This is a genomic window from Streptomyces sp. 796.1 (assembly GCF_047525675.1).
Taxonomy (GTDB): Bacteria; Actinomycetota; Actinomycetes; order Streptomycetales; family Streptomycetaceae; genus Streptomyces.
The window spans coordinates 14761-35205 of sequence record NZ_JBLIWA010000059.1; the positions used below are offsets into that span (position 1 = coordinate 14761).

Below are 20445 nucleotides of genomic sequence, written 5' to 3' on the forward strand. Positions count from 1 at the left end.
GGGGCGTCAGTCGTCGTTCAGCATCGACAGGTCCTGTCGGCCGCGGGGGACCGACACCAGGCCGCGGTCGTCGGGGAGGCCCTGGACGGTGAACATCCGTACCCCGTCCGACTCCTCCTCCAGCAGCCGCGAGGCGTGCACGGGGCCGCCGCTGAGCCGTTCGACGGTCACCGCGTACGGGCCCTTGGCGCCGGACGGGCGGGGCGGGGTGAGGGCCTGCGTCGTCCCGGCCTTGACGGTGATCTCCTGGCTGGCGGGGGTGCCGCCCCCGGCGCCGGCCGACGAGGTGACCCGTACCGTGGCCGCGGCCTCGGGGGCGGTCAGCGACAGGGTGCTGCCCTTGGCGCGGTTGTCGGCCACCGTGCCGCGGTCCTCGATGGGCGCCGTCGCCGGGATGAACGCCGTCTCCTGCTTGTCCCCCTCGCCGCGGGTGATGCGCAGCGCCGCGACGAACGGGGCGGCGCTCTTGCCCTGGGGCGTGAGGGTCAGCGAGCCCGGCTCGCCCTTGGTCAGGTCGCCGAGGTCGACGGCGCTGGTCATCCGGCTCTTGACGGTCAGTGACTCGTGGCCCGCCGGGGTGAGGGGGCCGGAGGGGCCGGACAGCCGGATCTTCAGGTCGGCGTCCCCCGAGCCGGTGGCGTAGGCGACCAGCCGTACCGAGGTCGCGTCCTTGGGGATGCCGGGGAGCACCGCGCTGGTGGCGGGCGGGGCCGCGGCGGCGAGCCAGTCGCTGCCGATGTTGCTGTCCACGGCCTGCACGCTGGCGCCGACCCGCCCCGAGCGGACCGCGGCGTGCAGCGTCACGTTGATGGTCGGCTTGCTGACCAGCGTGGAGAGCAGGACCGGCTTGGTGGAGTGGGGCGGGATGTTGATCGACTCGCCGCTGGGCGCTTCGAGCCGGCCGTCCTCCCCGTACAGCTCAAGGTCGACGACGGCCTGGCTGCTGTCGGGGTTGGTCAGGTGGACGTAGTCCTGCCGGTCGCCCGCGGTGCTCGCGGCGGGGAACCAGAAGTCGGTGCCGGGGGCCACGCAGGAGGTGCCGAGCAGCCCGCGCCCGTCGCCGGCGCTGATCGTGGTGGTCTGCTGCACGGTCCAGCCGGGGGCCAGCACGCCGTCCGCGAGGCCGATGAGGGCCGGCGCGTCGGAGCGCGAGGTGGTGTCGGTGGCCGGGGTGCCGGGCGCCTTGAGCGGCACCACCGGGTCGCCGGTCAGCACGTCGGGACGGGCGGCACCGTCGCCGCCCTTGCCGTCGCCGCCCTTGTCGTCATCGTCCTTGGCGCTGTCCTCGGCGTCGGACGTGGCGTGGGCGGGGAGCAGCCCCGCGGTGCCCTTCGTGCCGCCCGCCGTCTTCCCCTTGGGGGTGAACGCGGTGTACGTGGTCTCGGCGAGCTCCGACGTGGTCGGCGCGGGGCACACCAGGCCCGACCGCTCGACCGGCATCCGGGTGGCGGCCGGCGCGCCCTTGCCGCCGGTCGAACCGTCCGCGTCCGAGCCGGAGTCGGCGGTCACCGACGCCACCCCGGTCAGGGCGGCCAGGGCAGTGGCGGCGGCGAGCAGGGACAGGGTGGTGCGGTTCATGCCTGGCTCCCGTCGCGGCGGGGCCCGGGGACCGTGCCGTCGCCGTACGTCGTCTCGTCCTGCCCGTCCTGTGCCTGCCCCGGCCCGCCCTGGTACGGCGGCTGTCCGTAGCCGTACGGGTCGTAGCCGCCCTGGTAGGTGCCGCTGCCGTAGTCGGCGTACGGGGCGGGCTGCCCCGGCTGTCCGGTCGGGTAGCCACCGCCGGGGTAGCCGGCCTGGTCACCGGCGGTTTGGCCGGTGGGCTGCGGCGCGCCCGGGTAGCCGGACTGGTCGGCTGGGGCGTACGGGTCCTGGTGCGGCGGTTGGGCCTGGTGTTGCGGCTGCTGGTACGGCGGGTAGCCGCTCTGGCCCTGGGCGGGGCCCGGGTAGCCCCCCTGGTCCTGCGCGTATCCGGCCGAGGTGTCCCACTGCTGGTCGTAGCCCTGCTGGCGGTACCCCTGCGCGCCGTAACCCTGCTGGTCGTACGCCTGCTGGCCGGGGCCCTGCGACGGGGTCGCGTACGGGTCGGCGGCGGGGTCCGGCGCAGCGGGCGGCAGGGGGGCGCCGGGCTGCGGTGCCGCCTGGGGGGCGGCGGGGGGCAGCGGGGGCGGGGCGGGCAGCGCGTTCGGCGGCTGCGCCGCGTGCGGCCCGGCGGGGCGGGGCTCGGCGGGCGCTCCCCAGGCGGCGGGGGGCTGCTGGTCGGGGGCGGCGTACGGGGCCGTGCCCGGTACGAGGCCCGGGGTTGGGCCCGAGCCGGTGCCCGGGGCCGCTCCGGAGCCGAGGCCCGTGTCCGTGCCCGGGGCCGCCCCCGGGGCGAAGCCCTCCCCCATGCCCGGGGCCGCTCCGGAGCCGAGGCCCGTGTCCGTGCCCGGGCCCTGGTCGGGCGTAGCAGCGGTGGCGTCCGCAGCCTCGGCCGCCGTTTCGGCCGCGGCCCGCATGCGGCGGGCTCGCCGGCCCTCGCCGGAGGCGGCCTGAGCGGGCACGTCGGCGACCGTCGGGGCGGCGGCCCGCGCCGCACCCGGCGCGGCGGCGGCCGGCGCGTCGGTGGCCGGCGCGTCGGTGGCCGGCAGGTCGTCGTCGATCTCGCTGCGCCGGCCCGGCAGCGCCAGGACCAGCAGCACCACCGCGAACAGCCCTTGCACCCACACCCACAGCACATGGCTGACCGGGGTGTCGTAGGTGAGGGTGAGCCGGCCGCCGGAGGCCGGCAGTTCGAAGCCCTGGGCCCAGCCGTCCACCGTGATCCGCTTGAGTTCCTTGCCGTCGAGCGTGGCCCGCCAGCCGGGCGCGGCCTTGTCGGCGACGCGCAGCACCCGGCCTTCGGGCCCTGCGGGCAGCGTGTCGCGGGCGGCGATCGGGCCGGCGGCAACAGGCAACGGCACGGCCGCCGCCTGCTGGCCGTCCCCGCTGGTCGGCGGCAGCACGGTGACCCGGGCGACCCGCTGGTCGACGCGCCACAGGGCGCTGCCGTTCTGCTGGCTGAGGCGGGTCAGGCCCGGGGTGGTGTCCAGGACGCGGGCGAACTGGCGCGGGGCGCTGTCGCGGACCAGGACGTAGCGAACGGCGTAGCCGCCGAGTTCACTGGTCTGGTCGGCGCCTGAGCCGGCGACGAGGTGCGCCACCACCCGGTCGAGCCGTTCGTCGCTGCCCGCCGCGGTGACCGCTTCGGCGTCGCCAAGGCGCGCGCCCGAGCCGCGGACCAGCAGGTAGTCGACGCGGGCCGCGGTGCCGTCGAGGACCAGGGTGCGGGCCTGGTCGCGGGTGCCGGCCTCCTCGGCCACGAACGCCGGGACCTGCACCGGGTCGCGCCGCTCCAGCGGGCCGTCGGCACCGCCCAGCATCCAGGTGCAGGCGGCGATCAGCGGCGCCAGGCCGGCGGCCAGCGCGATCAGCGCGGCGACCGGCTGCCGCCAGCCGAAGCTCTGCTCGGCGACCCTGGCCCTGGCGCCCTCGGCGCCCACCAGGCCGGCGCAGAGCAGCGCGATGCCGTACACCAGCGTCGCCGGGCCCGCCCAGTGGTCGCCGCCGGCCAGCGCCGCGAACAGGAAGCCGACCAGCGCCACCACCCAGGCCGCGCGCACCGCGAACTGCCGCTCGGAGCGGAGCAGCGCGGCGAGCGCGGCCAGCAGCAGGCCGACCATGAGCAGTGCGCCGGGGGCGCCCGGGCCGCCGGGGGTCAGGGTGAGGAGTTCCAGGGCGGAGGCCGCGCCGGCGCGGTGGTCGAGCCCGGCCTCGTCGAACAGCCGGCCCGGGTGCGCGAGCAGCGACAGCGACCAGGGCGCCAGCACCACCAGCGGGGTGAGCACGGTGGCCAGGAAGCGCAGCCCGTACGCGACCAGCCGGCCGCCCCCGCCACGCAGCACCCGCACCGCGAGCACCGCGGCGCCGAGCACGGCCGCCAGCGGCCAGACCACCGGGGTGAAGGCCGTGGTGAAGGTGAGCAGCAGCGCGTACGCCCACACCGCGCGCCACCCGGGGACCTGGCGGGCGGCGCCGCGGCCGATGGTCAGACCGGAGGCGGCGACGGCGGCGCGCGCCATCAGCGGCAGCAGCACGGCGAGCACCGCGGTGCCGACCCGGCCGCTGGCCAGCGCGCCGGTGGTGGCGGGCAGGAAGGCGTACGCGACGCTCGCCCAGGCCCGCAGCAGGCGGGAGCCGATCAGCGGTCGGGAGGCGAAGTAGGCGGCGACGCCGGCCAGCGGCACCGAGCAGACGAGCAGCAGGGTGAGGGTGAAGCCGGTGCTGCCGAGGAAGAGGGTGGCGAGCGCGGCCAGTACGGCGAGGTAGGGCGGTCCGGCGTCGGCCGAGCCGACGCCGACCGGCTGCCAGGTGTCGTAGTAGCGGGCCCACAGGTCACCGAGGTCGCCGGTGATGGGCAGCAGGGCGCCGCCGGCCAGCGAGCCGCCGCCGATCAGGTTGCGGCAGGCGATGAGCGAGACGAGCAGCAGCACGGCGAAGAGCACCGGGCCGGGCTTGCGGGCGATCCGCTTGAGGCGGGTGAACTGCTCGACTTCGAGGAAGTCAGCGTCGTCGCCGCCGGGCCCCGACTCGACGGCGCCGTGCCGGCCGGCCGAGGCGAGTTCGGCGTCGGAGCGCCCGCCGAAGTTGCCCGCGATCTGTTCGACGGTGGCCCGCACCGTCGCGCCGGGCGGCGGGAAGAGCGGGCGCAGTTCGCCGGCCTCGACCTCGGGCCGGCCGCGCCCGCGCCGGGCGGCGAGCACCCGCTCGGGCCGCAGCAGTACGGCGCACAGACCGGCGAACTCGTCCACCGCCTGCCCGGGCGCCTTGCCGACCAGGTAGCCCAGGGTGCGCAGCAGGGTGCCGAGCACGACGCGCAGCAGGACGTAGGGGAGCAGGGCGGTGCGGGTGTTGGCGAGCAGCGTGTAGACGGCGCCGGCCTTGTCGACCCGGTGCGGCGACGACGCGCGCGGGGCGAGTTGGCGCAGGGCCGAGCCCTGTTCGCCGTCGGCGGCGGCGGTGCGGCCGGCGCGGCCCACGCAGTCGATGGGCCGCCGCTCGCGGGCCGCTGCCTCCGCGTGCCGCAGCGCCGCGTCCGGGGCGATCAGCACCTGGTGGCCGCGGGCCTGGGCGCGCCAGCACAGGTCCACGTCATCGCGCATCAGCGGCAGCCTGGCGTCGAAACCACCGAGTTCGTCCCAGACGTCGCGGCGGATCAACATGCCGGCGCTGGAGACGGCGAGCACGGGGCGGACCTGGTCGTGTTGGCCCTGGTCCTGTTCGCGGCGCTCCAGGCCGGTCCAGCGGCGCCCGCTGCGGGCGATGCTGACGCCGACTTCGAGCAGTTGCCGCCGGTCGTACCAGCTCCGCAGCTTGGGGCCGACGATCGCGGCGCGCGGGCTGGCGTCGGCGACCCGCAAAAGTTCGGTGAGCGCGCTCGGCTCGGGCGCGCAGTCGTCGTGCAGCAGCCACAGCCACTGCACGGGCTCGCCGTGCGGCAACTCGGGCATCTCGTGCACGTCGTCGCGCCAGGCGCGGGCCTCGGGGTCCCAGCCGGCGGGGCGCCGCAGGTACGGGAGTTGGTCCGGCGTCAACAGCGGGGCGCTGCGCACCGCTTCTTCCACGGCCGTGCCGAAGCCGCTGCGCCGGGCGAGGTGCAGGACCCGCTCCGGGCCGAGGGCGTCGGTGAGCAACTGGGCGGACGCGTCGGCGCTGCCGGTGTCGGCGGCGACGGCGTACTGCACCGGACGGTCCTGGCCGAGCAGGCCGGCGAGCGCGTCCGGCAGCCAACGGGCGCCGTCGTGGGCGACGAGTACGGCGGTGACCACGTGCCGCGGGAACTCGGGCGTGGTGGACGCCGCGCCACCGTGGGTGGGCGCGAACTCGGTGGGGGCGGCCGGTTGGGAGGCCGCCGATTGGCTGTGCACGGACATCGAGGTACGGGCCCCGGTTCGCTGGACTGCGGTGGACGCCCGGCTGCCGTGGTGGCGCCGGTGCCTCTCGGACGGGCCCCCACACTAACGGCTCGGCCGGGCGGGCCGACCGCTCCGTCCGAGCCGTACGGGCAGGGCGCGCGCCGTGGCCCACAGGGCGCTCGGGCGCGGCGGGGCCCCGTCCGGTCGCGCACGCGCCCGCGGGCACGGCCCTGAGCTGCCACCGTTCCCAGCAGGGCGCACGCCCTTCGCCCCGCCGCGCGCTGACCCGCCCCACCGGGCCGCGGGCCAGATGTGGCCAGGGCGCGCTCGGATACGTTCACTTGGCGCACCACACCGAACGCCGTCCGGCGGACCCGCACACGACGCGCCCGGTACCACGCTCCGCACGCATGTCCGCGCGGAACCGGGCGGGGCGGCGGGGACTGCGGGGTGGGGCGGCGGGAGACGTGGGGGCGGGGTGGCGGGAGACGTGGGGCCGGGGCGGCGGGAGCTGTGGGGGCGGCGTGCGGCGGGGTGGCCGGGCCGCCGGCGCGGGGCGGCGGGGCTAGCTGGCCTGCGCGCTCCGGGCCGTGGTCCCGCGGGTCACGGCAGCCGGGCCGTGGCGCGGGCCGTGGCGCCGCGAGCCAGGCACCTGGATGCCCACCGGACGCCACCGGACGCCCACAACACGACGGTCCGCCTCGATGCGCTGGGCGCTGGAGGCGGACCGTGGGTGCAGCTTCTGTGGGGGGACCGGGCGTTCAGACCGCGGCCTTTTTCAGTCGTCGACGTTCGCGTTCGGACAGGCCGCCCCAGATTCCAAAGCGTTCGTCATGCGCGAGGGCATATTCAAGGCACTCCGAGCGGACCTCGCAGGCGAGGCAGACCTTCTTCGCCTCACGCGTGGACCCGCCCTTTTCCGGGAAGAACGATTCGGGATCGGTCTGAGCGCACAGTGCGCGCTCCTGCCAGCCGAACTCCTCGTCCGCCTCTTCGACCAGCAGTTGCTGGAACAACTCGGTCATGTGCGCCCCTCGTCCGTCATTGCGTACCCGTGCCGCAGCCGTGAGCCTGAGCGACACGTCTGAAATTACAAGTGCGCCGATCCGAGCCAGTCAAGCCGAGATCTGCTATTGAGCCGCTTATTCACTCTGCGGAACCAAGGGCTTGCAGAAAGTGTTCAAATCGGCATAAAGCCAGACACACCTACCGCCGCACCGCGTGTCGACGAGCCACGGCATCTCCCCACCGAGACAGACGTCCCGGCCGCCGACTCCAGTTGCAGTACGGCCACCGAAGCGAAACGGATCACACCGCGCCCCGCCTCCGGAGAACGATCGTGGGCGCCGTACGGCGTCAACGACCGCAGATGCTGCGCCACCTCTCCGCTTGTACGGTTGCACAAACCTTTCTCCGGACGGAGTAACCGGATGAGGTGAAGCATTACTCACAATGTGGACAGGGATTTGACAGGAACGGGCAGACCCGGTCTCCTTGGTCGCATGTCAGTGAGCGCCATGCCCCAGTCGACCCGTGCCTACGGGTTCCGCTGCGCTGTGCAGGCTCGCTGTCGCTGTTCTAGCTGTTGATGCCATCTGAGCTCCAGCTTTCTCCCGCACCACCTCGCTCCACCGCTTCCGTGCACGCGCCGGGCCGTGACCAGGCCCGACGAGCCGCTGGCGCCGCGTGCCACCCGCACATCTGCCGAGGAACTCCGTACATGAACAGCGATGTCCAAATCGCCGGGGACTGGCTCGACATTCCCCACCTGCTGCCGCCGCTCCCCGCCCACCCGAGCACCGTCTCGGGCTTCGTCCAGCTCGCCCGCACCATCGCCGCCGACCGCGCGGGCTGGCAGCCGCTGGTCGAGTACGACGCCGCCAGCCGCTGGTACCACCGGTTGCGCACCGGCCCCGGCTATGAGGTCTGGCTGCTGAGCTGGGTCCCCGGGCAGGGCAGCGGGGCGCACGACCACGGCCGCTCCAGCGGCGTCTTCACCGTCCTCCAGGGCGAGTTGACCGAGCGCACCGCGGACGGCGAGCGCACCCTCGGCCCCGGTGCCCAGCACGTCATCGCCCCCGGTTACGCCCACGACGTCGTCAACGACTCCCTCGAACCCGCCGTCAGCCTGCACGTCTACTTCCCCGGCCTGACCGACATGCCCTTCCACCCGGGCCACGGCGCCGCTGACCGCACGGCCGCGCCGAGCGAGGTACCGGCGGCGGTCGGCGCGGGCAGTCGCTGACCTGCAATAAGCGGCGAGCGGGGCTGAACTGCCGCCGGACGCCTGGGAGTTGAGCGTGGGCCGGCCTGGGCGCGGGTCGGCCCGCTCGGGCGTGGCGATCGGACACCCGCGGGTGGGCGAGCGCCCCCGTGCCGGCGGCGGGTTGGCCGAACCGCGCACGGTGGCCGGTTCCGCCGCGGTGACCGGAGCCCGGGGTTCCCCGGGCGGCTGACAGACTGTGTCCCATGCGCATTGTGGTTCTGGCAGGGGGGATCGGCGGCGCCCGGTTCCTACGCGGTCTCATCTCGGCGGCGCCCGACGCGGAGATCACCGTCGTCGGCAACACCGGCGACGACATCCACCTCTTCGGCCTCAAGGTCTGTCCCGACCTCGACACCGTGATGTACACCCTCGGCGGGGGCATCCACGAGGAGCAGGGCTGGGGCCGGGCGGACGAGACGTTCGCGGTGAAGGACGAGTTGGCGGCGTACGGCGTGGGGCCCGAGTGGTTCGGGCTCGGTGACCGGGACTTCGCCACGCACATCGTCCGTACCCAGATGCTGGGCGCCGGCTATCCGCTCAGCGCCGTCACCGAGGCGCTGTGCGCCCGCTGGCAGCCGGGCGTGAAGCTGCTGCCCATGTCGGACGACCGGGTCGAGACGCACGTGCTCATCGACGACCCGGAGGCCGACGGCGGGCGCCGGGCCGTGCACTTCCAGGAGTACTGGGTGCGGCTGCGGGCCGGGGTGCAGGCGCACGCGGTGGTGCCGGTCGGCGCCGAACAGTCCAAGCCGGCGCCCGGCGTCCTTGAGGCCATCGCCGCCGCCGATGTCGTGCTCTTCCCGCCGTCCAACCCGATCGTCAGCGTCGGCACCATCCTGGCCGTGCCCGGCATCAGGGAGGCCATCGCGGAGGCCGGGGTGCCGGTCGTCGGGCTCTCCCCCATCGTGGGCGACGCGCCGGTGCGCGGCATGGCCGACAAGGTGCTGGCCGCCGTGGGCGTGCAGGCGACGGCGGCTGCGGTCGCCGCGCACTACGGTTCCGGGCTGCTCGACGGCTGGCTGGTGGACACCATGGACGCGGGCGCGACGGCCGAGGTGGAGGCCGCCGGCATCCGCTGCCGCGCGGTGCCGCTGATGATGACCGACCTGGCGGCCACCGCCCAGATGGCCCGCGAGGCGCTGGCGCTGGCCGATGAGGTACGGGCGTGAGCGCGCCGACCCGGCCCACGGGGCCGGGTGCGGACGCGGGCTCGGCTTCGGCTTCGGCTTCGGCTTCGGCTTCGGCTGACACTGTCCCGGCCGTGGACGCTGAGGGCGGTGGGGCCGCGGGCGCCGAGGACGGCGGGGCCGCTTCCTTCCGGGTGTGGGCGCTGGCCGGCATCCCCGAGGTGCGCGAGGGCGACTCGCTGGCCAAGCTGATCGCCGCCGCCGCGGTCGGCCCCGACGGCCCAGGACTGGCCGACGGCGACGTGCTCGTCGTCACCTCCAAGATCGTCAGCAAGGCGGAGGGCCGGCTGGTGCGGGCGGACGACCGCGAGGCGGCGATAGACGCCGAGACGGTGCGCGTCGTCGCCCGGCGCGGCCCGCTGCGCGTCGTCGAGAACCGGAACGGCTTCGTGATGGCCGCCGCGGGCGTGGACGCCTCCAACACCCCGGCCGGGACGGTGCTGTTGCTGCCGCTCGACCCGGACGCCTCCGCCCGTACGATCCGCGACGAACTGCGCGCCACGCTCGGCGTGGACGTCGGCGTGGTCATCAGCGACACCTTCGGGCGGCCCTGGCGCTCCGGCCTCACCGACGTGGCGATCGGGGCCGCCGGGCTGCGCGTCCTGGACGACCTGCGCGGCGGCACCGACGCGCACGGCAACCCGCTGGCGGTCACCATCGTCGCCGCCGCCGACGAGCTGGCCGCCGCCGGCGACCTCGTCAAGGGCAAGACCTCCGGCTGCCCGGTCGCCGTGGTGCGCGGGCTGCCGCGGCTGGTGGGCGAGGCGGCCGACCCGACCGGCGCCGGGGCCAGCGCCCTGGTGCGCAAGCCGGCCGAGGACATGTTCCGGCTCGGCACGTCGGAGGCCGTACGGGAGGCGGTGACGCTGCGGCGCACGGTGCGCGAGTTCACCGACGCGCCGGTGGACGGGGCGGCCGTGCGGCGCGCGGTCGCCGCCGCGGTCACCGCACCCGCGCCGCACCACACCACGCCCTGGCGGTTCGTCCTGCTGGAGAGCGAGCGGGCGCGTACCGAGCTGCTGGACGCGATGCGCGAGGCGTGGATCGCCGATCTGCGGCGCGACGGGTTCAGCGAGCAGAGCGTGGCCAGGCGGGTGCGCCGGGGCGACGTGCTGCGCCGGGCGCCGTACCTGGTCGTCCCGTGCCTGGTGGCGGACGGCGCGCACCCGTACCCGGACGAGCGGCGCGCCACCGCCGAGCGCGAGATGTTCGTGGTCGCGGCCGGCGCCGGCGTGCAGAACCTGCTGGTGGCGCTCGCCGGCGAGGGGCTGGGCTCGGCCTGGGTCTCCTCCACCATGTTCTGCCGCGAGGTGGTGCGCGAGGTGCTTGAGCTGCCCGCGGACTGGGACCCGCTGGGCGCGGTGGCGGTCGGCACGCCGGCCGCCCCGCCCGTGGCCCGACCGCCGCGCGAGGCGTCGGCGTTCATCGAGGTCCGCTAGCGGCGCTGGCGCGGCGCGCCCGGGAGATCCGTCCGTGGGGGCGGGGCTGGTCCGTCGAGCCGGTCCCGCCCCCGTCGTCTGTCGGTACGGGTGGCCGCGCGGGGCGTCCGCACCGGCGAGGACCGGAGGGCGCCCGTTCCGAACCGGTTGTCAGAGGGCGCGCATGTCGCTGGGGGCCAGGCGCGGGGCGCGGCGTGGTGGGGTCACGCCGGCGAGCAGGATCAGCCGGCAGGCGCGGTGGCGCTGGTCGGCGTAGGGGGCGAGCAGGTCGAGCATCGCGGCGTCGTCCGTGCCGCGGCGGCCGGTGAGCGCGTAGCCGATGATGCCGGGCAGGTGCAGGTCGCCGACGGTCACCGCGTCCGGGGCGCCGTTGCTGCGCTGGAGCGCCTCGGCCGCCGTCCACGGGCCGATGCCGGGTACGGCCTGGAGGCGCGCCATCGCCTGTGACAGCGGCATCGCCGCCGCCTCCTCAAGCCGGCGGGCCACGCGTGCGGCGCGCACCACGGTTGCCGAGCGCTTGCCGTCCACACCTGCCCGGTGCCACTCCCAGGACGGGATGAGCGCCCAGGTCCTGGCGTCGGGCATGACCCGCATCCGGTCCTTCGGGCCGGGTGCGGGCTCGCCGTGCCGGCTCAGCAGCAGCCGCCAGGCCCGGTACGCCTCGTCGCTGGTGACCTTCTGTTCCAGGATCGAGGGCACCAGGGATTCGAGCACCAGGCCGGTGCGGATCAGGCGCAGCCCCGGGTGGCGCCGGTGGGACTCGTGGACCAGCCGGTGGCGCGGGCGGAAGCCGGCCGGGTCGTCGTGGCCGCCGAGCAGGTCCGGCAGGTGGTCGAGCAGCCAGTCGGCGCCCGGGCCCCACGCCTGCGCCCCGATCCCGTCGCCGTGGCGCGCCAGCCGGATCGTGCCCGGGCCCTGCGGGGTGCGCGAGGCCCGCCAGATCGTGCCGTCCGGGTCGACCTGGAACGCGGGATCGCCCGGGCCGCGGCGCAACACGGCGAGGCTGCGCCCCAGGTCGTACGGGCCGGGCGGGACCCAGGTGCGGCTGACGGACATCCCGCCAGCGTACGTGGCCCGCCGGCCCGGCCCCGCCCCGCCGTACTCCGCGGAAACCCAAAGAACTCCAACCGTAGTACTCTGCCTGGAGCGGCTGGCGCCCCGTACGGCACCGGTGCGACCAGGCGGCCCGTACGGCGCGGGGGGCGGTGGCGTCCGGTGCGGCGGAGGGGCCGCGTACGACGTCGGCACGGCGCGGGAGCGCGAGGTGGCACGTACGGCGGTGGCCCCGGTACGACGACGGAACGGAAGTGGTGGACATGGTGCGGCGGAACGACGAGCGGCGGGCGGCGCTGGTCGACGCGGCGATCGAGGTGCTCGCGGCGGAGGGCGCCCGGGGGCTGACCTTCCGGGCGGTGGACGTCCAGGCGGCCGTGCCCGCCGGCACCGCGTCCAACTACTTCGCCAACCGCGACGACCTGCTCACCCAGGCCGGCGCCCGGGTCTACGAGCGGCTCCAGCCGGACGAGGCGACCATCGCCAGGCAGCGGACGAGCGGCCGGGACCGGGAGACGTACGCGGAGCTGATGCGGGAGCTCATCGCGCGGATCACCGACTACCGCGCCGGCTACCTGGCCCTGCTCGAACTACGGCTCGAAGCGACGCGCAGGCCGGCGCTGCGGGAGGTGCTCACCGAGCGGGTGCGCGCCGACATCGAGGCCAACGTGGCCTACCACCTGGAGTCCGGGCTGCCGGGCGACGCGACCGCGGTCCGGCTGCTCTACCTGGCGTTCAACTGGCTCGTCGTGGAACAGCTCACCCTGCCGGACGTCCTCTCCCCCACCGAACGGGACGCACTCGTGGCCGCGGCGGTGGAGCGCATCGTCCAGGGGTGACCCCGCGCCGGGCCGCCCTCGCGCGCGGGCGGGCGCGAGGTGGTTTCGGGCGAAGTCCTGCCCGGCGTCGGCGGAGCCCCGTGCGCCTACGGGAAGTGGACCAGGCCGGGGCCTGCCCGGCGTAAGGCATCGGCGCAACCTCGCGCAGGCGCGCGTACGAGGACAAGTGTCCAGCCGCCGCCCGGGGGCGGAACCCCCGCGCCCACCGGCTCCTGCCTACTGGCTACTGGCTACTGGCTACTGATCGGACGAGAACCGCACCGCCGCCGTCGGAATCGCCGCATCGCACCACACCCTCATGCCGTCGCGCAGTTCGTTGTCGGCCCCGACCCGGGCACCGTCGCCGATGACCGCGCCGTCGAGCACCGTACGGGCCCCGATCCGGGCGCCGGCCCCGATCAGCGAGTCGCGGACCCGGGCGCCCTCCCCCACCACCGCGCCGGCCAGCACGGTGCTGCCCTCGACCCGGGCGCCGGGGCCGATCCTGGCGTCGGCGCCGACGACCGTGCCGCCGGTCAGTTTGGCGTCCGCGGCGACCTCGGCCCCGGCGAGCACCAGCCGGTCGCCGCGCCGGCCCGGCACCGCGGGCGACGGGGCGCGGCCGAGCACCAGATCGGCCGAGCCGCGGACGAACGCCTGCGGGGTGCCGAGGTCGAGCCAGTACGTGTCGTCGACCATGCCCTGGAGGTGGGCGCCGGCGGCGAGCAGGCCGGGGAAGGTCTCCCGTTCGACGGAGACCGGCCGGCCGGTGGGTATCGCGTCGATGACGGAGCGGTTGAAGACGTAGGCGCCCGCGTTGATCTGGTCGGTGACGATCTCCTGAGGCGTCTGCGGCTTCTCCAGGAACGCCGTGACCCGCCCGTCCTCGTCCGTGGGCACCAGGCCGTACGCCCGCGGGTCATCGACCCGGGTCAGGTGCAGCGAGACGTCGGCGCCCGCGCTGACGTGGGTGGCGACCAGGGCCCGGATGTCGAGCCCGGTGAGGATGTCGCCGTTGAAGATCAGCACCGGCTCGTCCGGGCCCGAGTGCAGTCGCTCGGCCACGTTGCGGATCGCCCCGCCGGTGCCCAGCGGCTCCCGCTCCGTCACGTACTCCAGGTGCAGCCCGAGGTCGGAGCCGTCGCCGAAGTGCGGCTCGAAGACCTCGGCCAGGTAGGAGGTCGCCAGCACGACGTGCTCGACGCCCGCGGCGCGGGCGCGGGCGAGCTGGTGGGTGAGGAAGGGCACCCCCGCCGCCGGGACCATGGGCTTGGGCGTGTGCACCGTCAGCGGGCGCAGCCGGGTGCCCTTGCCCCCGACCAGGAGGATCGCTTCTGTCACCTTGTCGTCTCTGCTTCCCTTGGGGCCGGCTCGCCTCCGGGCCCCTGCGCCCGGAGGGAGGTCGGCGGCCAGTGTAAGCAGACGGTGAACGCCCGGTTCGGCCCGGTCAACCAGGTGGTGCGATCACCGCCCCTGGAGCCTGGCCGCCGTGCTGCGCGCCGCAGCGAGCCGCTGGTAGAGCCGGGTCCCGGGGCAGTCGGTGGTGAAGCCGTCACGGTGCCCGGAGATCACCTTCAGCCGGACCGTGACGCCCTTGCGGTACTTGTTGCTGCCGTCGGAGACCAGGTACGCGCTGCCCCCCGGGTCACGCCCGTGCAGGCCCAGCTTCCACGCGGTGAGCTTCGCCACGGCGCGTACCGCGGCACCGGGCGGCGCGGTGCGGGAGAAGGTGCCGAGGACGGCGATGCCGGTGCTGTTGGAGTTGAAGCCCAGGGTGTGGGCGCCGAGTACGGGTTTGGCGGGCCCGCCGGCGCGGCCCTCGTAGACGTTTCCGCACTTGTCGACGAGGAAGTTGTAGCCCAGGTCCCGCCAGCCGCTGCTCTTGACGTGGTAGCGGTAGATACTGCGGATGACCGAAGGCGCCTGCGAGCAGCGGTAGTTGTTGCCCGTCGCGCTGTGGTGCACGAACGCGGCCTTGACCGTCTTGGTGTAGCCGAGCCGGCGCTCGCGCAGCCGCTCGTCCGCGCTCCAGCCCTTGCGCAGGACGATGCGGGGGCGCGGGGCGGTGTAGCGGCGCTGCCAGGTGCGCTGCTCGTCCGCCTGCTCCTCGGTCTCCGCGGGGAGTACGAGGTCGGCCGGGACGGCCCGGTTCTGGTCGAGCACCAGGTCGTCGGTCGGCGTCTGCCGCGCGAGGTCGTCGCCGTCGATGACGAGCCCTTCGGGGCTGCCGGGCTCTTGCTGGGCCTGTTGGTCCCCCTGGTCTGCCTGGTCTTGCTGGTCCTGTTGGTCGCTCTGGTCCTGCCGGGGGTGGGCTGGATCTTGCTGATCGCCCTGGTCCCGTTGGTCCTGCTGGTCCCGCTGGTTTTCCGGCTGCTGCCCGTCGGCCGCCTCCCGTGGCTCGCCGCGTACGTCCTCCGCGCGGTGTTCGGCCGCGGACTCGCGCGCCTGGTGCCGGCCCTGGCCCGCGTCCGCGGCCGGCCCGCCGGGGTCCGTGGGGTGGGACGGCCCGGGCGGCGCCGGCACCCCGGGGTCCACCAGCTCCAGCCGCAGGCCGGCGGGGAGCACGCCGGCGGCGTTGGTGTGTTGCCCGGCGGCGCGGTCCGCCGGCGGGCCCTCGGGCAGCGGCGCGGCGGCCGGGTGCGGTCCGGCTTCCGGCGTGACGCGCAGGTCCACGCCGTCCGACGCGCCGACCCACAGCGGTGCGGTGCTGCCGCGCACCGTGCCGGTGCTGCGGCCCGGCGCGCTGAGGTCCGGGGCATCGCCGTGCGCCTGCACGTCCTGCCAGTCGGACCAGCGAGCGGTGCCGGCGGCCCGGGTGCGGACCTGCACCCGGCCGTGCAGTTCGGCCCGCGGGTCGTCCCAGACGACGCCGACCAGCGAGAAGGGCCGTACGGTACGCGCCCCGAGGCCGTACGCGCGGGCCGCGCCCGTCGCCAGGTCGGGGCCGTCCGCCGCCCGGTCGGGGCCCGGCGCGGTGCCGTCCAGCGGGGCCAGCGGCAGCGACTGGGTGCTGCCGGGCAGTGCCGCGCTCGCCGGCGCGGAGCGCGGGGCGGGCGTGGGGGCGGCTGCGGCCCCCCGGCCGTCGGTCAACGGGAGCACCAGGGCGGCCGTGCACGCGACACCGACCGCGGAAGCTAGGTATGCACGCATAATGTAAATGCTGGGCAAAGCGCGCATAGCTGTCTATTCGAAAAGTGACGGAGCGTCGACGGTGCGTGCCCTCGCAGCCGCCGGGAGGCGCCCCCCGGCGGCTGCCCGCCGAGAGGCCGGCCGCGTACCCTTGCGGCGATGAACGCCACCGATCGCACCCCCGCCGACCTGCTGCAATCCGCGCTCGCCACGGACCCGGCCCGTCCACTGGTGACCTTCTACGACGACGCCACCGGTGAGCGCGTCGAACTCTCCGTGGCCACCTTCGCCAATTGGGTGGCGAAGACCGCCAACCTGCTCCAGGGCGACCTCGCGGCCGAGCCCGGCGACCGGCTGGCGCTGCTGCTGCCCGCGCACTGGCAGACCGCGGTGTGGCTGCTCGCCTGTTCGGCCACCGGCGTGGTGGCCGAGGTGGGTGGCGACCCGGCCGCCGCCGACCTGGTGGTCAGCGGCCCGGACACGCTGGACGCGGCCCTGGCCTGCACCGGCGAGCGGGTCGCGCTGAGCCTGCGCCCGCTGGGCGCGCGCTTCCCGCAGCCGCCCGCGGGGTTCATCGACTACGCGGTGGAAGTACCGGCCCAGGGCGACCGGTTCGCGCCGTTCGCCCCGGTGGACCCGGCGGCCACCGCCCTCGTGGTGCGCGCCGACGGCCTCGAACTCTCCGGCGCCGGCACCGTCGAGCGCGCCCGCGCTGACGCCGCGCAGCGCGACCTGACGGCCGGCGCCCGGGTGCTGTCCGGGCTCGCGTACGACACGTGGGACGGTCTGTCGGCCGGCCTGCTGGCACCGCTCGCCGCGGGCGGCTCGGTGGTGCTGTGCCGCAACCTGGACAAGCTCTCCGCGGCGGAGGTCGACCAGCGTCGCGCCACGGAGCGGGTCACGGCCGTGGTGCCGGACGCCGCCGGCTGAGGGGCACGGGGCCGCGCCGCTGCGGACCGCAGCCGTACGGGCCCCGCTGGCGAACCGTCCCCCGCCGCACCCCGGCCCCGCCCGGCCTGCCCGGCCTGCCCGCCGTTGCGCGGCTGTCCCACCCGGACGGCTCAACGCGGGCCCCGAGCGCGGGCCCCCGGCCCCGGTGCGGGTGATGATCGGCGTGACGCACGACCACGCGCGGGCCCCTGCGTCCGCCCCGGTGGATCGGCGGGCCGAGGCGCCGCCGACCGCGCGGGGCCCCGGGCCCGCGGGGGAAGGACCGTGACGTGAGCGACCGCCCGACCCCGGAGGCAGACCCGCCGCCCGCGCCCCGCCGCCACTGGCTGCGCTGGGCCGCGATCGCCTGCGCCGTGCTGGTGCTCCTGGTCAGCGGCGTGGGCTGGGTGCTCTACCAGCGGCTCAACGGGAACATCAGCACCGACGAGGACACCGCCGCGCTGCTGCGCAAGTACGAGTCGGAGCGGCCGACGGTGCGCGTCAAGGGCGCCCAGAACATCCTGCTCATCGGCAGCGACGACCGGGCGGGGCGCAACGGGCGGTACGGCCGCGACGTGGGCACCCAGCGCTCGGACACCACGATCGTGCTGCACCTGTCCCGGGGCCGGGACCGGGCCACCGCCCTCAGCATCCCGCGCGACCTGATGGTGCAGATCCCGCACTGCGAACGGGCCGGCGGCAAGCGCCAGCAGCCGGTGTTCGGGCAGTTCAACTACGCCTACGAGAAGGCGGGCGCCGCCTGCACGATCCGTACCGTCGAAAAGCTCACCGGCATCCGCATCGACCACCACCTGATCGTGGACTTCGACGGCTTCAAGCGGCTGGTCGACGCGGTGGGCGGGGTCGAGATGTGCCTGACCGCCCCGGTCCGTGACCCGCGGGCCCGGGTGCACCTGCCCGCCGGGCGGCAGGTGCTCAACGGCGAGGAGGCGCTCGGCTTCGTGCGCGCCCGCTACACCCTGGGCAACGGCAGCGACACCCAGCGCATCGCCCGCCAACAGGCGTTCCTCAGCTCACTGGTGCACAAGGTGCACGACAGCGGGGTGTTACTCAATCCGACGCGGCTGTATCCGGTGTTGGACGCGGCGACGTCGGCGCTCACCACGGACCCCGGACTGAACTCGTTGCGAGATCTGTACAACCTGGTGCGCGGCGTACGGAGCATTCCCTCGGACAAGGTGGAATTCCTGACCGTGCCCCGCCGGTCCTTTCGGGAAAACGCGGCCCGCGACGAACTCGTACAACCGGCCGCCGATCTTCTCTTTGCCCAACTACGGGAAGACCGTCCGGTGACGTCGAAGCAAAGCACGGTCGAAGCACGGGGCAATACCGGTGGGGCGAACCCCGCAAAAGATGACAAGGCCGGCGCATCGCAGGGCAGACAGGCGCGTTCCGGAGCCTCTTCCGCCGCTTCACCACCCGCACGTGGGGTGTGTGGAAAGAGAAGGTGAAGAACGCCGCGGCGGCCCCACGTCGACTCGCTTGGATTGGGCACATTGCCCGGGTGTAGGGCCAGATAAAGAGGCACCGGCCTCGCTGCGCGCCGAACTTGGCGGATAGTGTGAGCGCTCCGGAGCGCTGGACCAGGCTTTTCCGCGCCCTGCTCAGATGATTGACCGCGCGCCGAGGGGGAGGCGCCGCGTGGCACCGACGGAGGACACAGGCGACCGTGGACGGGCAAGGCCGTGAGCGAGCGGGCGATGTCGACCCCGCCGATCAGTGGGTTTTCAACCCGGAGACCGGCAACTACGAGTTGCGGCTGCACCCCGCCGAAGAGAGCCCTGAGGCCCCGCCACCGGCCCCCGGCGGCAGGGCCGCGGCCCGTGCGGCCGGCCGGCGCCGCGCCGTACCCGAGCAGCGCGGCCGGCGGGCGGCGCCCAAGGGCGGCCGGGAGGCGGGGGGCTCGCGCGCGCGGGACGAGGACGGCGACAAACCCGCCGCCGCCGGTCCGATAAGCCGCCGCAAGCCCAAACCGAAGAAGTCCAAGACCAAGAAGGCCCTGATCTGGGGCGGCGGCACCATGGCGTTCTTGCTGGTGGGCGGGTCGGTCGCGGCGTACCTGATCTACCAGCACCTGAACGGCAACATCAAGAAGGTCGACGTCGGCGAGAACAACCCGGCCGTCATCGACGGGCCCGTCAACATCCTGGTCATCGGCACCGACACCCGCAGCGGCAAGGGCAACGGCAACTACGGCGACAAGGACAGCGTCGGCCACGCGGACACCACGATCCTCTTCCACGTCTCCGAGGACCGCTCCAACGCCACCGCGCTGAGCATCCCGCGGGACCTGATCACCGACGTCCCCGCATGCTCGGTCAAGCAGGAGGACGGCTCCCGCAAGACCATCCCCGGGCTGACCCAAGTACGGTTCAACGCCAGCCTCGGGCAGGACGGCCGCGACCCCGGCTGCACCTGGAACACCGTCGAGAAGCTGACCGAGCTTGAGGTGGACCACTTCATGATGGCCGACTTCAACGCGGTCAAGACGCTGTCGACGGCGGTGGGCGGCGTCGAGGTGTGCCTCGCGCGCGACATCAACGACCCCAAGTCCAAGCTCAAGCTGAGCAAGGGCCGGCACAACATCCAGGGCGAGACCGCGCTCGCCTTCGTCCGCACCCGGCACGGCGTGGGCTTCGAGAGCGACCTGGACCGGATCAAGCTCCAGCAGCAGTTCCTCAGCTCGATGATCCGGGAGATGAAGTCGGGCGGCACGTTCAGCAGCCCGAAGAAGATGTGGAAGCTGAGCAACGCGGCCACCGATGCGCTCACCGTGGACACCGGCATCGGCAGCGTCAAGAAGCTGATGGACCTCGGCAAGGACCTGAGCAAGGTCAACACCAAGAACATCACCTTCGTGACGGTCCCGGTCTACGACAACACCGACCAGGTCACCGTCCTGCTCGACAAGCCCAAGGCCGAGCCGCTGTTCGCGATGGTCAGGGAAGACGTGTCGCTGACCGAGGTCAAGAAGAAGGAAAAAGCCGCAAAGAGCAAGGAAGCGGCGCGCCTGAAGGGAACCCAGGCCGACCCCGCGAACGTTCGGGTGAGGGTGTTGAACGGCAGCGGCAAGCTGGGCGCGGCGCAGGAGACGGTGACCTGGATGCAGAATGACGAGGGCATCATCCGCAGCGCCAACGGCCAGAACGCCCCGGAGACCGAGAAGACCACCCTGGAGTACGCGTCGAACCAGGCCGACCAGGCCAGGAAGCTCGCCGCCGTGATGGGCCTGCCCGGGTCCGCGCTCAAGCCCGGGACCGAGGAGGCCGATCCGATGGCGGAGATGACGCTGACCCTGGGCAAGGACTTCAAGGGCGCGGGCGTGCCGCTGACCGCACCGCGCAAGGCGCCGAAGGACCTCCAGCGCATCGGCGCGGACGATAAGAACATCTGCGCGAAGTAATCTTCGTCTTCTGCACCATTTTGCAACGCGCCCGCCCATCAGGCCGGCACCACGACTGAGTAGCGGGGAGGCCCGATGCGGCACGGCGGCACACGGGGGGAGCGATCGAGACGACGTGTGCCCGAGGCCCGCGAGCTCGGCTGGGACGACGGCCTGTACGAGGAGGGCGGCGGCCAGCACGCCGGGCCCGCCGCCGGGGGCCAGCACGCAGCGCCTGCCGCGGGTCAGCACGCCGGGCCCGCCGCCGGTCAGCGCGGCGCGGCCACGGC

The 20445-nt window shown here is 74.7% G+C and carries 13 protein-coding genes; 7 read left to right on the forward strand and 6 right to left on the reverse strand.

Features of this window, described 5'->3' with window-relative positions:
* Positions 1-6: 6 nt before the first annotated feature.
* The 3 genes from ACMA1D_RS29490 to ACMA1D_RS29500 all read right to left on the reverse strand — a co-directional run bounded on the left by ACMA1D_RS29490 (position 7) and on the right by ACMA1D_RS29500 (position 6955).
* Positions 7-1578, reverse strand: a complete 1572-nt coding sequence (locus ACMA1D_RS29490; protein ID WP_414727047.1) for a DUF5719 family protein — start codon at positions 1576-1578, stop codon at positions 7-9.
* Complete coding sequence (locus ACMA1D_RS29495) at positions 1575-5948, reverse strand: glycosyltransferase (RefSeq protein WP_414727048.1); 4374 nt, start codon at positions 5946-5948, stop codon at positions 1575-1577. The genes ACMA1D_RS29490 and ACMA1D_RS29495 overlap by 4 nt, the downstream gene beginning before the upstream one ends.
* Before the next feature lie 743 nt (positions 5949-6691).
* Positions 6692-6955, reverse strand: coding sequence for a WhiB family transcriptional regulator (locus ACMA1D_RS29500; protein WP_349995539.1), 264 nt, complete (start codon positions 6953-6955; stop codon positions 6692-6694).
* Between the two features lie 695 nt (positions 6956-7650).
* On the opposite strand from ACMA1D_RS29500, the gene ACMA1D_RS29505 reads away from it, so the two are divergent.
* The 3 genes from ACMA1D_RS29505 (at position 7651) to ACMA1D_RS29515 (ending at position 10822) form a co-directional block, all read left to right on the forward strand.
* A complete protein-coding gene (locus ACMA1D_RS29505; RefSeq protein ID WP_414727049.1) occupies positions 7651-8175 on the forward strand; it encodes a cysteine dioxygenase in 525 nt (174 codons plus the stop codon).
* A gap of 224 nt (positions 8176-8399) precedes the next feature.
* Complete coding sequence (gene cofD / locus ACMA1D_RS29510; protein WP_414727050.1) at positions 8400-9365, forward strand: 2-phospho-L-lactate transferase; 966 nt, start codon at positions 8400-8402, stop codon at positions 9363-9365.
* Positions 9366-9457: 92 nt separating this feature from the next.
* Complete coding sequence (locus tag ACMA1D_RS29515) at positions 9458-10822, forward strand: coenzyme F420-0:L-glutamate ligase (RefSeq protein ID WP_414727051.1); 1365 nt, start codon at positions 9458-9460, stop codon at positions 10820-10822.
* A 150-nt stretch (positions 10823-10972) separates the two neighbouring features.
* Here the strand turns inward: ACMA1D_RS29515 and ACMA1D_RS29520 are convergent, their stop codons facing one another.
* The gene (locus tag ACMA1D_RS29520; protein WP_414727052.1) at positions 10973-11878 is read right to left on the reverse strand and encodes a DNA-3-methyladenine glycosylase family protein; all 906 of its coding nucleotides are present in this window, start codon (positions 11876-11878) and stop codon (positions 10973-10975) included.
* Positions 11879-12138: 260 nt separating this feature from the next.
* On the opposite strand from ACMA1D_RS29520, the gene ACMA1D_RS29525 reads away from it, so the two are divergent.
* Positions 12139-12714: a TetR/AcrR family transcriptional regulator gene (locus tag ACMA1D_RS29525; RefSeq protein ID WP_414727053.1), complete on the forward strand. Its 576-nt coding sequence runs from the start codon at positions 12139-12141 to the stop codon at positions 12712-12714.
* A 237-nt stretch (positions 12715-12951) separates the two neighbouring features.
* Here ACMA1D_RS29525 and ACMA1D_RS29530 read toward each other — a convergent pair whose 3' ends face one another.
* Positions 12952-14034 carry a sugar phosphate nucleotidyltransferase gene (locus ACMA1D_RS29530; RefSeq protein ID WP_414727054.1) on the reverse strand — a complete coding sequence of 361 codons (1083 nt, stop codon included), beginning with the start codon at positions 14032-14034 and terminating at the stop codon, positions 12952-12954.
* A 123-nt stretch (positions 14035-14157) separates the two neighbouring features.
* On the reverse strand, positions 14158-15843 hold the full coding sequence (locus ACMA1D_RS29535) for an N-acetylmuramoyl-L-alanine amidase (protein WP_414727055.1): 1686 nt from the start codon (positions 15841-15843) through the stop codon (positions 14158-14160).
* Positions 15844-15981: 138 nt separating this feature from the next.
* On the opposite strand from ACMA1D_RS29535, the gene ACMA1D_RS29540 reads away from it, so the two are divergent.
* From ACMA1D_RS29540 to ACMA1D_RS29550, 3 genes are all read left to right on the forward strand, one after another.
* Entirely contained in the window at positions 15982-16752 is a 771-nt protein-coding gene (locus ACMA1D_RS29540; protein WP_414727056.1) for a TIGR03089 family protein, read from the forward strand.
* 290 nt (positions 16753-17042) lie between these two features.
* Positions 17043-18224 carry an LCP family protein gene (locus ACMA1D_RS29545; protein WP_414727057.1) on the forward strand — a complete coding sequence of 394 codons (1182 nt, stop codon included), beginning with the start codon at positions 17043-17045 and terminating at the stop codon, positions 18222-18224.
* Positions 18225-18442: 218 nt separating this feature from the next.
* Positions 18443-20176 carry an LCP family protein gene (locus tag ACMA1D_RS29550; protein WP_414727058.1) on the forward strand — a complete coding sequence of 578 codons (1734 nt, stop codon included), beginning with the start codon at positions 18443-18445 and terminating at the stop codon, positions 20174-20176.
* The last annotated feature ends 269 nt before the right edge of the window (positions 20177-20445 follow it).

Coding starts and splice junctions, on each gene's coding strand:
- ACMA1D_RS29490 (WP_414727047.1), bottom strand. CDS start 1,578: ATGAACCGCACCACCCTGTCCCTGCTCGCCGCCGCCACTGCCCTGGCC.
- ACMA1D_RS29495 (WP_414727048.1), bottom strand. CDS start 5,948: ATGTCCGTGCACAGCCAATCGGCGGCCTCCCAACCGGCCGCCCCCACC.
- ACMA1D_RS29500 (WP_349995539.1), bottom strand. CDS start 6,955: ATGACCGAGTTGTTCCAGCAACTGCTGGTCGAAGAGGCGGACGAGGAG.
- ACMA1D_RS29505 (WP_414727049.1), top strand. CDS start 7,651: ATGAACAGCGATGTCCAAATCGCCGGGGACTGGCTCGACATTCCCCAC.
- cofD (WP_414727050.1), top strand. CDS start 8,400: ATGCGCATTGTGGTTCTGGCAGGGGGGATCGGCGGCGCCCGGTTCCTA.
- ACMA1D_RS29520 (WP_414727052.1), bottom strand. CDS start 11,878: ATGTCCGTCAGCCGCACCTGGGTCCCGCCCGGCCCGTACGACCTGGGG.
- ACMA1D_RS29525 (WP_414727053.1), top strand. CDS start 12,139: ATGGTGCGGCGGAACGACGAGCGGCGGGCGGCGCTGGTCGACGCGGCG.
- ACMA1D_RS29535 (WP_414727055.1), bottom strand. CDS start 15,843: ATGCGTGCATACCTAGCTTCCGCGGTCGGTGTCGCGTGCACGGCCGCC.
- ACMA1D_RS29540 (WP_414727056.1), top strand. CDS start 15,982: ATGAACGCCACCGATCGCACCCCCGCCGACCTGCTGCAATCCGCGCTC.